Annotated in this window: 13 protein-coding genes; 5 read left to right on the top strand and 8 right to left on the bottom strand. The window is 74.2% G+C overall.

Translation table 11 applies throughout. The features are described from left to right. The 3 genes from E1291_RS32140 to E1291_RS32130 all read right to left on the bottom strand — a co-directional run. The coding region (locus tag E1291_RS32140) for a hypothetical protein (RefSeq protein ID WP_207401051.1) at positions 1-894 on the bottom strand (894 nt) is incomplete at its 3' end. Between the two features lie 33 nt (positions 895-927). Continuing rightward, the gene (locus tag E1291_RS32135; RefSeq protein WP_131741839.1) at positions 928-1950 is read right to left on the bottom strand and encodes a tetratricopeptide repeat-containing protein; all 1023 of its coding nucleotides are present in this window, start codon (positions 1948-1950) and stop codon (positions 928-930) included. After that, positions 1947-2612: a hypothetical protein gene (locus E1291_RS32130; protein ID WP_131741838.1), complete on the bottom strand. Its 666-nt coding sequence runs from the start codon at positions 2610-2612 to the stop codon at positions 1947-1949. Before E1291_RS32130 ends, E1291_RS32135 begins: the two co-directional genes overlap by 4 nt. Positions 2613-3168: 556 nt before the next feature. Here E1291_RS32130 and E1291_RS32125 point away from each other — a divergent pair. Further along, complete coding sequence (locus E1291_RS32125) at positions 3169-4224, top strand: hypothetical protein (RefSeq protein WP_131741837.1); 1056 nt, start codon at positions 3169-3171, stop codon at positions 4222-4224. Here E1291_RS32125 and E1291_RS32120 read toward each other — a convergent pair. Next, on the bottom strand, positions 4200-5501 hold the full coding sequence (locus E1291_RS32120) for a glycosyltransferase 87 family protein (protein ID WP_165495379.1): 1302 nt from the start codon (positions 5499-5501) through the stop codon (positions 4200-4202). The genes E1291_RS32125 and E1291_RS32120 overlap by 25 nt on opposite strands. Positions 5502-5670: 169 nt before the next feature. On the opposite strand from E1291_RS32120, the gene E1291_RS32115 reads away from it, so the two are divergent. After that, complete coding sequence (locus tag E1291_RS32115; RefSeq protein ID WP_131741835.1) at positions 5671-6324, top strand: response regulator; 654 nt, start codon at positions 5671-5673, stop codon at positions 6322-6324. A gap of 43 nt (positions 6325-6367) precedes the next feature. Here E1291_RS32115 and E1291_RS32110 read toward each other — a convergent pair whose 3' ends face one another. Together E1291_RS32110 and E1291_RS32105 are read right to left on the bottom strand one after the other, a co-directional pair. Further along, entirely contained in the window at positions 6368-6595 is a 228-nt protein-coding gene (locus tag E1291_RS32110; RefSeq protein ID WP_131741834.1) for a hypothetical protein, read from the bottom strand. A 29-nt stretch (positions 6596-6624) separates the two neighbouring features. Then, positions 6625-7494 carry a hypothetical protein gene (locus E1291_RS32105; protein ID WP_131741833.1) on the bottom strand — a complete coding sequence of 290 codons (870 nt, stop codon included), beginning with the start codon at positions 7492-7494 and terminating at the stop codon, positions 6625-6627. Positions 7495-7628: 134 nt separating this feature from the next. On the opposite strand from E1291_RS32105, the gene E1291_RS32100 reads away from it, so the two are divergent. Then, the gene (locus E1291_RS32100; protein ID WP_131741832.1) at positions 7629-7925 is read left to right on the top strand and encodes a YiaA/YiaB family inner membrane protein; all 297 of its coding nucleotides are present in this window, start codon (positions 7629-7631) and stop codon (positions 7923-7925) included. Positions 7926-8055: 130 nt separating this feature from the next. Here E1291_RS32100 and E1291_RS32095 read toward each other — a convergent pair whose 3' ends face one another. Then, the gene (locus E1291_RS32095; RefSeq protein ID WP_131741831.1) at positions 8056-8751 is read right to left on the bottom strand and encodes a type 1 glutamine amidotransferase domain-containing protein; all 696 of its coding nucleotides are present in this window, start codon (positions 8749-8751) and stop codon (positions 8056-8058) included. A gap of 110 nt (positions 8752-8861) precedes the next feature. On the opposite strand from E1291_RS32095, the gene E1291_RS32090 reads away from it, so the two are divergent. Beyond that, the gene (locus E1291_RS32090) at positions 8862-9791 is read left to right on the top strand and encodes a LysR family transcriptional regulator (protein WP_131741830.1); all 930 of its coding nucleotides are present in this window, start codon (positions 8862-8864) and stop codon (positions 9789-9791) included. 6 nt (positions 9792-9797) lie between these two features. Here the strand turns inward: E1291_RS32090 and E1291_RS32085 are convergent, their stop codons facing one another. Then, positions 9798-11180: an FAD-binding oxidoreductase gene (locus tag E1291_RS32085; RefSeq protein ID WP_131741829.1), complete on the bottom strand. Its 1383-nt coding sequence runs from the start codon at positions 11178-11180 to the stop codon at positions 9798-9800. 307 nt (positions 11181-11487) lie between these two features. Here E1291_RS32085 and E1291_RS32080 point away from each other — a divergent pair. Further along, positions 11488-13107, top strand: a 1620-nt coding sequence (locus E1291_RS32080; protein ID WP_131741828.1) for a serine/threonine-protein kinase, incomplete at its 3' end; no start/stop codon positions are given.

Here is a 13107-nt window from a genome sequence, read left to right as displayed (position 1 = left end):
GGCGCGGACGCCGGGCCGCGCCGGGCCGCCCGCGCCCACCGCGTCCGCCGCGCGGACGCAGTAGGCGAGGCCGAGCGAGAACGCGACGCGGTCCCCGTCGAGGAGCCCCCGCGCCAGGTAGGCCGCGCCGAGCCCGCCGACGAGACGCGGCCTCCAGGGGTGGACCGCGGGGCACGGGTCGAGCGCCTCGTGGAGCCGGGCCGCGGCCCCCGCGAGCGCCCCGGCGTCCCGGTCCCGCCGCGCCGTCACCGTCTCGACGAGCCCCACGAGCCCGCCGCCGAGGAACGCCTCGCCGGGCACCCCGGCGCCGTCCGCCCGCCGGAGCAGGCCCGGGGCCCGGTCGAGGAACAGCCGGGCGGCGCCGTCGTCCCGCAGGTCGCCGTGCCGGGCGTGCTGCTCGTCGAGGGCGCAGCCGAGGGCCCAGGCGGCGGCCGGGACGAGCCCGTCGCCGTCCGGGAGGAGCTCCACGGCGTGGCGCAGCGCGGCCACGGCGCGGTCGAGGTCGGCGGGCGGGCCGCCCGCGGCGGCGCCGAGGGCGAGGACCGCGCCGTAGAGAAAGGTGTCCCTGCCGAGCGCGGCGCGGAGGGCGGGACCGTCTGGTCCGCCATACCGGCGCCGCCCCCGGTCCAGGAGCTCGGCGGCCGTCCGGACCGCCGGTTCGACGGCAGCGGCACCGGCGCCGTCCGGCGGGACGGGCGGCAGGCCCGACAGCAGCGCGCCGGCGAGCGTCCGCAGGATGTCGTCGTGGGCGGGGCGCCCGGACAGGCCGGGGACGCCGAGCGCGCCGAGCCGAGCCCGCAGGGACGCGCGCAGGGCCCGGTCGCCGAGGTCGGCCAGCGGCGCGCGGGCCCCGGTCGTCTCGCGGGCCCGCGGCCCGCCGTCGTGGTGAGTCAAGGCAGGGGCCTCCATGAGCCGTCGGTGGGCGTCCTACGGCGTGCCGCCGAGCCGGTCGAGCAGCGCCATCGCCTCGGCGACCTGCACGCTGTCGCCGGGGAAGTGGTCGAGCCGCAGCCGGCACGCCTCCGCCGCGGTGTCCAGCGCCCGCGGGTCGCCGGTCCGCTCCTGCGCCCGCGCCAGCAGCAGTTCGGACCACCCCGGGTCGAGCGGGACGCCCGAGCGCCGCGCGGTGGCCCGGATGTGGTGGACCTCGCGGAGCGCGTCGGCCGCGCGCCCGGCGAGCAGCACGGCGTGCGCGTGAACGAGGTGCGCCCGCAGCGTCGAGCGGTCGGCGCGCCCGAACCGGGTGCGCCGCGCGTTCACCACGCCCTCGGCGAGGCGGACCGCCCTTTCCGCGTCGGGCGCCGGACGGACCGTCCCGGAGGCGATCGCCGGGTCGCCGGCCTCCAGCGCGCGGATCACGGTCTGCGCCAGGACGAGCTGCGCGACCCACGTGAACGGGTGCGCGGCGCCGTACCGGCTGAGCCGGTGCTCCAGTTCCTCTTCCAGCATCCGGAGCGCGCGCGGCAGATCGCCGTCATCGCCACGGTCACGCATGGCCAGGGCGAGGTTGGCGCGGATCGCCCTCGTCCGCTGGTGGTCCTCGCCGAGGCGCGCGCACCGCCAGAGCCACTCGGCCCGATAGGCGCGGACCCCGCGCTCCAGGTCGGCGCGCGCGCCGCGCAGCCGCCGGTACCGGACGTGGTGCGCCCGGATCGTCATGAGCACCGGGTCCTCGTCGAGGAGGACCTTCGCGGCCCGGCCGCGCAGCGCCTCCCACGCGGCGGCCGACTCGCGCGCCGGGCGCGCGCGGCTGCGCAGCTCCTCCAGCCCGCACTCGACGAGCAGCACCACCGGGTCGCCGGGGCCGAGCTCCCGCACGCCCGAGGCGTGCACCCCCGCCAGCCGGGTGAGGTCGCCGGTCGTCTCCGCCCGGTGCAGCGCGGTCTCGTTGCGCGCCGCGAGCCGGGCCTCGGCCTCGGCCCGCGGACGGCCGGGACGGTCGCGCGTCACGGCCCCTCCTCGCCGATCACCTCGCGCAGCCCGTCCAGCCGGACCAGCAGCGCGGCGCCGACGCGGGCGCGGTCGTCCGGGCGCAGCTGCGCGATCAGGTACTCCAGCTCGCCGAGCGGCTCGCCGAGCCGGTGCACGAGCTCCAGCACGTACCGGGGGCGGTCGAAGCCGAGCACCGTCATCAGCTCGGCGTGCACCACGTCGAGGACGTCCGCCGGGGACGCCGCGCGGGAGCCCACCGCGGTCATCAGGACGCGGCGCAGGAACGCGGCGATGGCCGCGGCCGGGGCCTGCTGGCGGCACACCACGCTCAGGTCCTCCACCGCCGAGGCGGGCGGCATGTACCCGCCGTGCGCCGCGAGCCGCGGGTTGACCGACGCCCAGCCGGCCAGCACGCGGACGAGCGTCTCGGCGGCGTGCCGGCGGTCGTCGGTGCCGGTCAGCTCGTCCAGCCACCCCTGCCGGTAGGGCCAGTGGCTGAGGGCCTTCAGCTCCATCACCACGTTGAGGACGACGTCGGGCAGCCCGAACGCCAGCTGCGTCTCGCGCGGGAACCGGCGCGCGAGCGCGCCCTTGGCCGCTCCCCCGAAGGTGTAGTACAGCGTGGACGGCGACTTGTTCCCCGCCCTCCGGTACAGATCCTCATAGGTGTAATGGATCACCGAATGGTCCGCATTCGGCGGCCGGGAGTCCAGTTCCCCGAGTACCGCTTCGAAATAGCGCCGCCGCGCCCCTTCCGGGCGCGCCGCCGAGCCGCGTCCCGCGACCGGTCCCCCTTTCGATCCGGTGCCCTCGACGCGCACTTCCCTTCCCCATCGGGCGACAACAGTCGTTTCGAGCTGCTGTGCCAGTGGAAGCATCGCCACCTCCAGTCACGATCCGCATATCTCGAGTGTTAGACGGCGCCGAGGCGGCCATCGTTGGCGGAATGACCATCCAGATCATGGACAGAAAGCGGACACCGCATCGAGGTTTGATCGGGCGCGCGGTAAATGGCACCGAGAGCCGCCGTCACCCGGCGGCGGCCGTCCGGCGCCTCACGTCCTCGCGTGCGGTTCCATCGCGGTCACCTCCTCGCTCCGGAGCGAGACCACCGGCCCGGCACGGCGCGCTCCGGGCACCGGCCGGTCACGACCCGGGCACGACCCGGGCGGACGCCCGGGCCCGCGTGGCATCCTTGACCCGTCCCGCTCGCCCGCAGGCCGGGGAGGACGGCCCGTGACCGACGACCCGGGGCCCGCGCACCGCCGCGCGGCGCCACGCGAGGCGGACCTGCTCGCCGAGTTCCGCAGGCTCTGCCGGGGCCGGGGCGTCCAGGCGCCCGACCTCCTCCAGCGGCTCGGCCCGCGCCTGTCGGCCCACCTGTCCGCCCGGCTCACCGGCCCGCCGGGCGCCCGGACCCCGCCCGCCGACCCGCGCCGCGCGCTCCTGGCCCTGCTCGCCGACCTCGCCGACGCCCTCCCCGACGACCTGCGCACCGCCGCCCGCGCCGCCCTGGGCCTCGACCCCCGGCTCCGCTTCTTACAGGAACGGCAGCACTGGCTGGCCCGCCACCTGGAACGGGACGTCCGCACCGCCCGCCGCCGCGTGGACGACGCCCTCGCGCTCATGGCCGAGGCACTGGAGTCCTCCGCCTCCCGGGCTCCGGCCGGGAGGGGCGGTGCGGAGAACAGCATGGCGGCGGCCCCAGGGAAAGCGGCCCCCTCGAAAGCGGCGGATTGGTACGCCGAGTCGGTGCAGGCGCTGCTGCGGCTCGACCAGGACGCGCCCACCGTCCACGAGGAGCGGCGGATCGTGGTGACGGCGCCGACGCTGGAGGTCATCACCGTCTCGGTCAGCCTGCCCCGCGCGCCCGCCGCGGGGAGCGGCGCGAGACGCACCCTGCTGGCCGACATGCTGTTCGGCGGGCTGATGGCGGGCACCGAGCGGCCCAGCGAGAGCCACTTCCGCTTCCTCGTCCGGCCGCCCGGACCGCTGCGCGCGGGCGACCGGCACTCCTTCGGGCTGTGCTACCGCGTCCCGGCCGGGCAGCCGATGGCCCCGCACTACGCGCTGACCCCGCTGAACCCCTGCGCCGAGTTCCGGCTGCGGATCCGGTTCGCGGCCGACCGCCCGCCGGCCCGGGTGTGGCTGCTGGACGGCGTCCCGCCGCGCGCCCTCGACGACGACCCGGCCGGGCTCCCGCTCGTGCCGCTCGACGCGGCCGGAGAGGCCGAGGCCCGCTTCACCGACCTGGCGCTGGGCCTCGGCTACGGCTTCCGCTGGAGCGGCTGAAACCGCACGCCGCCGGCCCGAGACCGTCTGGTCTTCGTCCGTTCTCCGTCCTTGGAGACGCATGGTTTACGTCCGCGCCGCTCCCGGACCCTGAGGGCATCGCAGTCCGTCCGACAGGGAGAAGACCATGCATCGCGCACCCCCCGACGAGAGCGAGGAGCCTCGGCCGAAAAGGCGGAGGGAACCGAAACGCACCGTTCCCGGAGCCGAGCGGCCATCACCCCGATAAAGATCACTCCGGCCACCAGATAGCAGTTGGCCACCAGCGTCAGCGCGCCGTGAAGACCGTACTGCCGCGGGGCGCCCCCATGCGGCGTCCACCACAGCGGTGACAGCACGAAAAGCAGGTAACCGCAGACCGCGGTGACCCGCAGACCGTCCCGCAGAAGAACGACCAAGACAGGCACGACCCACACCCAATGATGCGCCCAGGAAATGGGCGAGACCAGCAACCCGGTGACCCCGGTCACCGCCGCCGCTGCAAGCCAGTCGCCTTTCCGTGCCCACAGGACCGCCACGGCCAGCCCTGAGAAACCCGCGATCGAAGGCACTACGAAATACCAATCCCCGACCTTGTCCGCTCCGTGCATGATCCGCGCCAGGGCACCGTAGGGCGACTGGTTGCTGATGTAGGGAACGCCGACGCGCGACGTGTCACAGAAGACGCCGGACCAGTAGACCCGCGACGCGTCCGGTGCCACCGGGAACGCCGCCAGGCCGCACACCGCGAACGTTCCGGCGGCCGTGAAGGCCGCCCTGACCTTGCCCGCCACCAGCAGCATCACCACGAAGACGGCCGGCGTGAGCTTGATCGCCGCCGCGATCCCGATGCCGATCCCCGCGGGCCGTCCGTCCGCGACCCGGCGCACATCGGTCATGACGAGCGCCAGCAGGAAAGGGTTCACCTGGCCGAGGAACAGGGACTGCCACATCGGCTGCAGAAACATTCCCGCCACGACGACGGCCGCCAATTCCGTCCTCGATGGGCGGCGCGCCAGCTTCATGGTCTCCGCACACGCCCACGCGAACGCTCCCACCGACGCCAGCTGCCACGCCACCCGCGCCACCGTCAGCGGAATTCCGGCCAGTGGCACGAACAGCAGCGCCATGAAAGGAGTGTTGGTGAACCAATGCGCGGCGAGCTGCTCCCGATACAGGCTCTCACCCTCGCTGAGGACATGTCCGCCCAGCCAGTAGATACGAAAATCCAGAGAATCATAGGAGAGCGCGAACACGAGCACTCCCGCGATCTGCAATGCCAGCGCACCCGCGAGCACCGGCCTCGTCCAAGGCTTCAACGACCACACTCCGTCGGCAGGGAATTCACCAACGGTGTCGCCGCGCACCCCCGTCCGGCATCGGGCCGCCGGCCACATTCGCCATCGCCCCCGGGCGTACGCCGCCGGGCGAATGTCCCGCCCGCTCCCGGACGGCTACGATCGGCGCATGTCCGGCGCGACGATCCGCGTCGTCCTCGTCGACGACCAGCCCCTCATCCGCGCCGGGTTGCGCGTGCTCGTCGCCGACCACCCCGACCTGGAGATCGTCGGCGAGGCCGGCACCGGCGAGGAGGCCGTCGCGCTGGTCCGCGCCGTCCGCCCGGACGTCGTCCTGATGGACCTGCGCATGCCCGGCATGGACGGCGTGGAGGCCACCCGCGTGCTCGCCCGCGGTCCCGACCGGGCCCGCGTCCTCGTCCTCACCACCTTCGACGACGACGAGCACGTGCACGCCGCGCTCCGCGCGGGCGCCAGCGGCTTTCTCGTCAAGGACATGGCCCTGGAGGACATCCTCGCCGCGATCCGCGTCGTCGCCGCGGGCGACGCCCTCATCGCCCCCAGCGTCACCCGCCGCCTGATCGAGCGCTTCGCCGCGGGCCCCGAACCGCCCCGCCCCCGCCGCGCGCTCCCCGGCGTCACCGACCGCGAACGCGAGGTCCTCACCCTCGTCGGCCGCGGCCTGTCCAACCCGGAGATCGCGACCGACCTGACGATCAGCGTCGCCACCGCGAAGGCGCACGTCTCCCGCCTGCTGACCAAGCTGAACGCCCGCGACCGCGTCCACCTGGTCATCATCGCCCACGAAGCCGACCTGAAATGAGAAGGACTCCGGCACCACGAGCACCGGGGCCCTCCACGAAGAGTCAGTCGAACAACTCCCCGATCTTGTCGGCGGTGGCAGCGCACTGGACCCAGTGCTCCAGTTGGTCGAGATCCGTGCACTCGGAGATCCGCTTGCGCAAGTCCGCCGACATCACGATCCCCCGCGCCTTCAGCACGTTGAGCAGCGCCTTCTTCTCGCCCCTAATCTCACCCAAGGCCTGGTGCTCGATGGCGAAGTCCGACTGCCACTGGTAATCCTCGATCTTCACGGTCTCCTCCAGCTCACAGCACCCGAGCGTCAGTCGAAGAGATCGTTGATGTCATCGACGGTGACGGCGCGGGTGACCCAGCGCTCAAGCTGGTCGGAGTCCGTGCACGCCATGACCCGCCGACGCACATCGTCGGGCACCGCGATCCCCCGCGCCTTCAGCACGTTGAGCAGCGCCTTACGCTCGCCCCTGGCCTCGCCCCTGGCCTCACCCAAAGCCTGGTGCTCGATGGCGAAGTCCGACTGCCACTGGTAGTCCTCGATCTTCACGGTCTCCTCCAGGAGCTTGCGGGCGGCCAGGGAGAGCTGCGACATCAGATAGTCATGGTACAGCGGCCCGCTGTCACCATCGAGGGTGTCGAGGGCGGCGGAGAGGCTGCGGACGACGGCTTCTCCCTGGGGGCCGTCGGCGTGGGCGGGGGCGGACAGGACGGCGAGTTCGGGCAGGTCACGGGCCGTGGCCGGGTCGGTGACGGGGGGCAGGTCCTCGGGGGCGAAGGCCAGGGGTCTGAGGACCCAGCCGGGGTGGCCCATGTCGATCGGGGCGGCGCAGCCCCGGGCGCTGGCGCGGTCGGGGCAGAACACCAGCAGCGTCACGTCGCATTTGCGGCGCAGGCGGAGCAGCGCCAGGTAGGCGGGCCAGCTCCAGGTCTTCTCGATCCGTGGTCTCAGCTGCGACTCCGCCACGACGCCGAGCGAGGGGGCGTCGGGGTCGCCCAGCAGGACGGTGGCGTCGCAGCGGAGCTCGGCGGGGTTGAGGTCGGCGTAGGACTCCGACGCCAGCGTGACCCGGTCGTGGGCGGGCACGTCGACGCCGAAGACGCCCCGCAAGAGGGTGGGGACGAGCTGCGGCCGGTTGCGGATCATCTCCAGCGGCAGCTCGTGGTTGACGGTGACCATGCGGCGAACACTAAGGGTGGTTCGTTAATCGCGAAGCGTTAACTCGAAAATAGAGTGGATTCCCTTCGGTACTCAAACGAGGTCGGGTACTCGTACTCATGCGGACGCGGGCGGCCGATCACAGACTCGGGGGCATGACGAACTCCGCTCCTCCACCGTCCCCGAGCACCACCGCGTTCTTCGTCCAGGCCGTCGTCTCGTTCGCCGTGTCCGCCGTGTCCGTCGCCGTGGGCGTCGCCTACCTGCCCGTCGGGGCGTGGGTGCGGGCGTTCCTCGGGCTCGGCGTGCTGTACGTGATCACTTCGACGTTCACGCTCGCCAAGTGCGTGCGGGACCGGCAGGAGCACCAGAGCATCACCAGCCGCGTCGACCAGGCGCGGCTGGACAAGCTTCTCGCCGAGCACGACCCGTTCTCCACTCAGAAGCTCTGACCCACGCCGGTGCGGGCGGAGATCCCAGCGGAAACGCGACCAGCCCGGTCGGGCATCTGACCTGCCTCAACCGGGCTGCTCACCTGAGGGGTGCTCCCTCAGCGGGGGGCGTCGCCTGACCGGGGGGTGGTCAGGCGAGCGCCTTGAGGACGGCCTCGGCCAGCGGGCCGGACGAGGCGGGGTTCTGGCCCGTGTAGAGGTTGCGGTCGACGACGATGTGGGGCGCCCACGGCTCGCCGTGGACGAAGTCGGCGCCCAGTTCGGTCAGCCGGTCCTGGAGCAGCCACAAGGCGCGGTCGGCGTGGCCGGCCAGGGTCTCCTCGGCGTTGCTGAAGGCGGTCAGCCGGTAGCCGGCGAACGTGGCCGTGCCGTCCGGGCGCTTGGCGGCCAGCAGCGCGGCGGGGGCGTGGCAGACGACGCCGAGCGGCTTGCCCGAGTCCAGCGCGGCGGTGAGCAGCCGGCCGGAGACCTCGTCCACGGCGAGGTCCTCCATCGGGCCGTGGCCGCCCGGGTAGAAGACGGCGTCGTAGTCGGCCAGGTCGGCGTCCTCAAGCCGGATCGGGGAGCGCAGCCCGGCGATCGCGTCAAGGGCCGCGACGATCGCGTCCGCGCCCGCCTGGCCGCCGTTGGCGTCGGGGGTCAGGGCGGCCGGGTCCGCGGTGGGCGGCACGCCGCCGGGCGTGGCGATCACCACGTCGTGGGACGCGCCGGTGAAGGCGCGGTGGGGCACCACCAGTTCCTCGGCCCAGTAGCCGGTCGGGTGCTTCGTGCCGTCCTTGAGCGTCCAGTGGTCGGCGCCGGACAGCACAAAAAGGATCTTCGCCATCGTGGTCTCCGTGTCATCGCGGTCTCAGGGGGCGGACGGGCCGCGCGGCCCGTCCCACCGATCTTGAGGCTAGGCAGCCGGGCTTCGGGCCGACAAATAGGCTTGGCGAAGTGACCGATAGGAATCCCGATGGCGGCGCCCCACCGGACCTCAACCAGCTCCGGACGTTCCTCGCCGTGCACCGCAGCGGGTCCTTCACCGCCGCCGCCGCGCTGGTGGGACTGTCCCAGCCGACGGTGACCGCGCAGATCCGCGCGCTGGAGCGGCGGCTCGGGCGGCGGCTGTTCGAGCGGCTGCCGCGCGGGGTGTCGCCCACCCCCGCCGCCACGGAGCTGGCCGCCGAGGTGGCCGGGCCGCTGGACGCCCTGGTCGGCGCGGCCGGGCACGCGCCTGCGGGCACCGGCGCGCCGCCCGGCCCGGTGCACCTGAGCGGGCCGGCGGAGATGCTGTGCGCCCTCGTGCTGCCCGCGCTGGCTCCGCTGGTGGACGGCGGGCTGCGGCTGCGGGTCGGCACCGGGCTCGCCGACGACCTGCTCGCCGGGCTCCGTCACGGGCAGGCCGACCTCGTGGTGTCGTCGGTCCGCCCGCGCGGCCGGGTCGTGGACGCCGAGGTGCTGATGGACGAGGAGTTCGTGCTCGTCGCCGCGCCCGCCTGGGCCGAGCGGATCGGGCCCGGACGGGCGGAGCGGGACGGGCCCGCCGCCCTGCGCGGGGCGCCCCTGGTCAGCTACGCCGCCGACCTGCCGATCCTGCGCCGGTACTGGCGGCACGTCTTCGGTACCCGGCTGGCCGGGCCCGCCGCCGTCGTCGTGCCCGACCTGCGCGGGGTGGCCGCCGCCGTCGCCGCCGGGGCCGGCGTCTCGGTGCTGCCCCGCTACCTGTGCGCGGGCGATCTGGCGTCGGGGGCGCTGGTCCCGCTGCTGGAGCCCGCCGACCCGCCGATCAACACCGCGTTCCTCGTCCGGCGCGCCGGGGCGTCCGGCAACCCGCACGTGGCGATGGTCCGCGACCATCTGCTGCGCGCCGCGCGGTCCTGGTGACCCCGCTCAGCGGGGCCTGATGTTGTGGTTGAGGTGGAACACGTTCTCGGGGTCGTAGCGGGCCTTCACTCCGGCCAGCCGCTCGTAGTTCTCGGCGCCGAGCCCCGCGCGGACCCGGTCGCGGCCCTCGTCGCCGATGAAGTTGAGGTAGACGGCGCCGCTGGCCCAGGGCCGCATGTCGTGCCGCAGCCCGCGCACCCACGCGACGGCGCGCTCGTCGTCGGCCGGGTCGTCCCACAGCGCCAGGGGGTGCACCGCCCAGGGCTCGCCGCGCCACGGGGTCGGCTGGTCCGTCGCCCGGCGCGCGACGGCGCCGCCCTGCGGGAAGAGGGTCTGCAGGGACGGCGACGGGGCGATCATCCCGGCGGACCGGGCCGCGAACCGCTCCACCGCCTCGTCGGGGAACGAGGCGAGGTACTCGGCGGTCCAGTAGTTCCGGAACCCGGGCGGGTCGTCGAACATGCACTGCATGTCGGCGTAGGGCATCCGCGTGACGACGCCGCCGGCGTTGCCGAGCCGCAGCATCGGCTCGATCGCCGCGTCCGCCTCGGGGCCGGTCCCGGCGTAGAGGATCAGGAGGGCGAACGACAGCGCGCCCACCATCGGCTCGGGGACGAACTCCTCCGGCGGCGGGCACAGGAAGATGGCGGCGCCGCCGATCTCGTCGGGCGCCGTCTCCATGAAGTCGCGGTACGCGGCGGTGATCTCCTCGCCGGCCTCCGGGGGCCACAGCAGGAGCGCGAGCGTGAGGGCCGGCAGCGGGAACAGCCGGAACGTGAACGAGGTGGCCACACCGAAGTTCCCGCCGCCGCCGTGCAGCGCCCAGAACAGGTCCGGGTTCTCGTCCTCGGCGGCGCGGACGAGCTCGCCGGAGGCCGTCACCACCTCGGCCTCCAGAAGGTTGTCGCAGGCCAGGCCGTACTTGCGTTCGAGCCACCCCGACCCGCCGCTCAGCGTGAAGCCGCCGACTCCGGTGGTGGAGACGCGGCCGCCCATCGTCATGAGGTCGTACGGCTGGGTCGCCCGGTCCAGGTCGCTCATCGTGGCGCCGCCGCCGACGCGGACGGTGCGGGCGTCCGCGTCGACCCGCGTCCGGTTCATCCGCCGCAGGTCGACGACCAGACCGCCCTCGCTCAGCGCGGTCCCGGCGACGCCGTGGCCGCCGCCGCGGACGGCGATCTCCAGCCCGCGGTCGCGGGCGAACCCGATCGCGCGGGCGACGTCGCCGGTGTCGGCGCACTGGGCGATGACGGCGGGACGCCGGTCGATCATCGCGTTGAACAGCGTTCTGGCGTCGTCGTACCCGGGCGTACCGGGCAGGAGGACGTCGCCCGCGAACCCGGCGTCCAGGTCGTGCACGGCCGCGGCGTCCAGATGTGCGGAAGTCATGGGCGCTTCCCTCTCGTCTCGACTACTGGGACCGGCCCATCGAGGGGACGGTCCCGTCCGGTACGGGAGCGAGGGATTCTGGATTCAGCTGTGCCGACCTGCCGTGATGATGCCCCCCATTCTGCTCCGCCCCCATCTGGAAGAGAAGGGATAGGGCGCCCCACTGGGCAAAGAACGGCCGGACCGTCCCTCCCGTCCACCGCGCGGGGCCGGAACTGGCCTGCGCTCGGACGGCCGAGTCGCGTCGCGGACGGCCGGGCGGGGCTACCGTGAGCTGAGACCCCGCCGTCACTGTCTGTGAGAGGGCATGGAAGGGCCATTCCACGAACACGGCGACCTCCCCTGGATGGGTCCCTACACCCCGCTCAGCAAGCTCGGCGAAGGGCACACGGGCGCGGTGTACCTCGCCACCGACCACGGGGGACGCAAGGCCGCCGTCAAGATCCTCCGCTCGCCGCTGGTCGCGGGGAACGCGGCGGCGCGCCGCCGGCTGGCCCGCGAGGTCGACTCGATGCGGCGCGTGCACAGCCCGTTCGTGGCGGAGGTCCTCGACGCCGACATGACGGCCGACCAGCCCTACATCGTGATCGAGTACGTACCGGGGCGGACGCTGGAGGACGCCGTCGAGGAGTCCGGGCCGATCCGGGGGCGGGATCTGCGGCGGCTGGCCGTGGGGCTGGCGTCGGCGCTGGCGGCGATCCACGAGGCGGGGATCGTGCACCGCGACGTGAAGCCCGCCAACGTGATGCTGAACGACGGTGAGCCGGTACTGATCGATTTCGGGCTCGGGCAGGAACCGGCCACGAGCGGACTGACCATGACCAGCGTGGTCCTGGGCACGCCGGGCTTCCTCGCCCCGGAGATCCTTCAGGGGGAGGACGCGGGCCCGGCCGCCGACGTCCACGCTCTGGGCGTCCTCCTCGCCTACGCCGCGACGGGACGGCCGCCCTTCGGCTCCGGCACCTTAGAGTCGACCTTTTTCAGGATCATTCAGGGCACCCCGGATCTGGACGGGGTACCGGACGACCTGCTGCCCGTGGTCCGTTCCGCGCTGGCCCGCGATCCGGCCGAGCGCCCCACCGCGGCGGACCTCGTCTCGCTCCTGACGGCGGACGAGGAGGAACCTCCACCGGGAGCCCCCGTCAAGCCCCCGGGCACGGCACCGGGCCCTTCTCGGGAAGCCCCTCCCCCGTCGGCCTCCGTACCGCACGGACAGGCCCCGGACGTGCCCACCTTCATGGCCTACGAGTTCGAGACCGGCCCGCCCTCGTCCGCCGCCGCGCCGCCCGCGTCCCGGACGCCCTTGCTGCGGGGCCGCGTGGACAGTGGCGAGCGCCCGGCGCCGTCCCGGGCACCGCAGGTGTTGACGCTGCTCGCCGCGGCCTGCGCCGGTCTCGCCCTGGTGTTCTCGGCATGGCGGCACGGGCCGTCACCGGTGATCCTCCTCGTGGCGTGCGGCGCGCTGGGCCTCGCCGCCACCATCGCGCACGAGCTGCGGGACGAGCACCGCCGGCGGGCGCGGCACAACGTCCTGGCGCGCGAGCGGCTCGACGCGGGCGATTACCTCGGGGTGGTGGCGGCGCTGCGCGGGCCCGTGGAGTCCTGGCCGGAGGACGACGTGGAGACGGCGATCGCCCTTAACAACCTCGCGGTCGCGCTGTACGGGCTCGGCCGCGACAACGCCGCCGAGGTAGCTGTGACGAGGGCCCTCATTCACGCGCCCCCGCCGGCGCGGCCCCTGCTGGAGGCCAACCTCGCCGCGCTGCGGCACGAGAGCCGTCGCGTCGGTGTCGTGGAGCTTCGGGCCTCGCTCGCGACGATCCGGCAGCGGCACGGCGGGCGCGCGCCGGCGGCGATCGCCGGGCGCGGGAACCTCGCCGTCGCCCTGCGCGCCGAGGGCCGCCTGCGGGAGGCCGAGCGCGAGGCC

Source organism: Actinomadura roseirufa, assembly GCF_900659635.1.
GTDB lineage: Bacteria > Actinomycetota > Actinomycetes > Streptosporangiales > Streptosporangiaceae > Spirillospora > Spirillospora roseirufa.
This window is presented reverse-complemented; position numbering and strand designations above follow the sequence as displayed.

Excerpts from the sequence above, each read along its gene's own strand:
- E1291_RS32115 (WP_131741835.1), top strand. The coding sequence starts at position 5,671 with ATGTCCGGCGCGACGATCCGCGTCGTCCTCGTCGACGACCAGCCCCTC.
- E1291_RS32105 (WP_131741833.1), bottom strand. The coding sequence starts at position 7,494 with ATGGTCACCGTCAACCACGAGCTGCCGCTGGAGATGATCCGCAACCGG.
- E1291_RS32100 (WP_131741832.1), top strand. The coding sequence starts at position 7,629 with ATGACGAACTCCGCTCCTCCACCGTCCCCGAGCACCACCGCGTTCTTC.
- E1291_RS32095 (WP_131741831.1), bottom strand. The coding sequence starts at position 8,751 with ATGGCGAAGATCCTTTTTGTGCTGTCCGGCGCCGACCACTGGACGCTC.
- E1291_RS32085 (WP_131741829.1), bottom strand. The coding sequence starts at position 11,180 with ATGACTTCCGCACATCTGGACGCCGCGGCCGTGCACGACCTGGACGCC.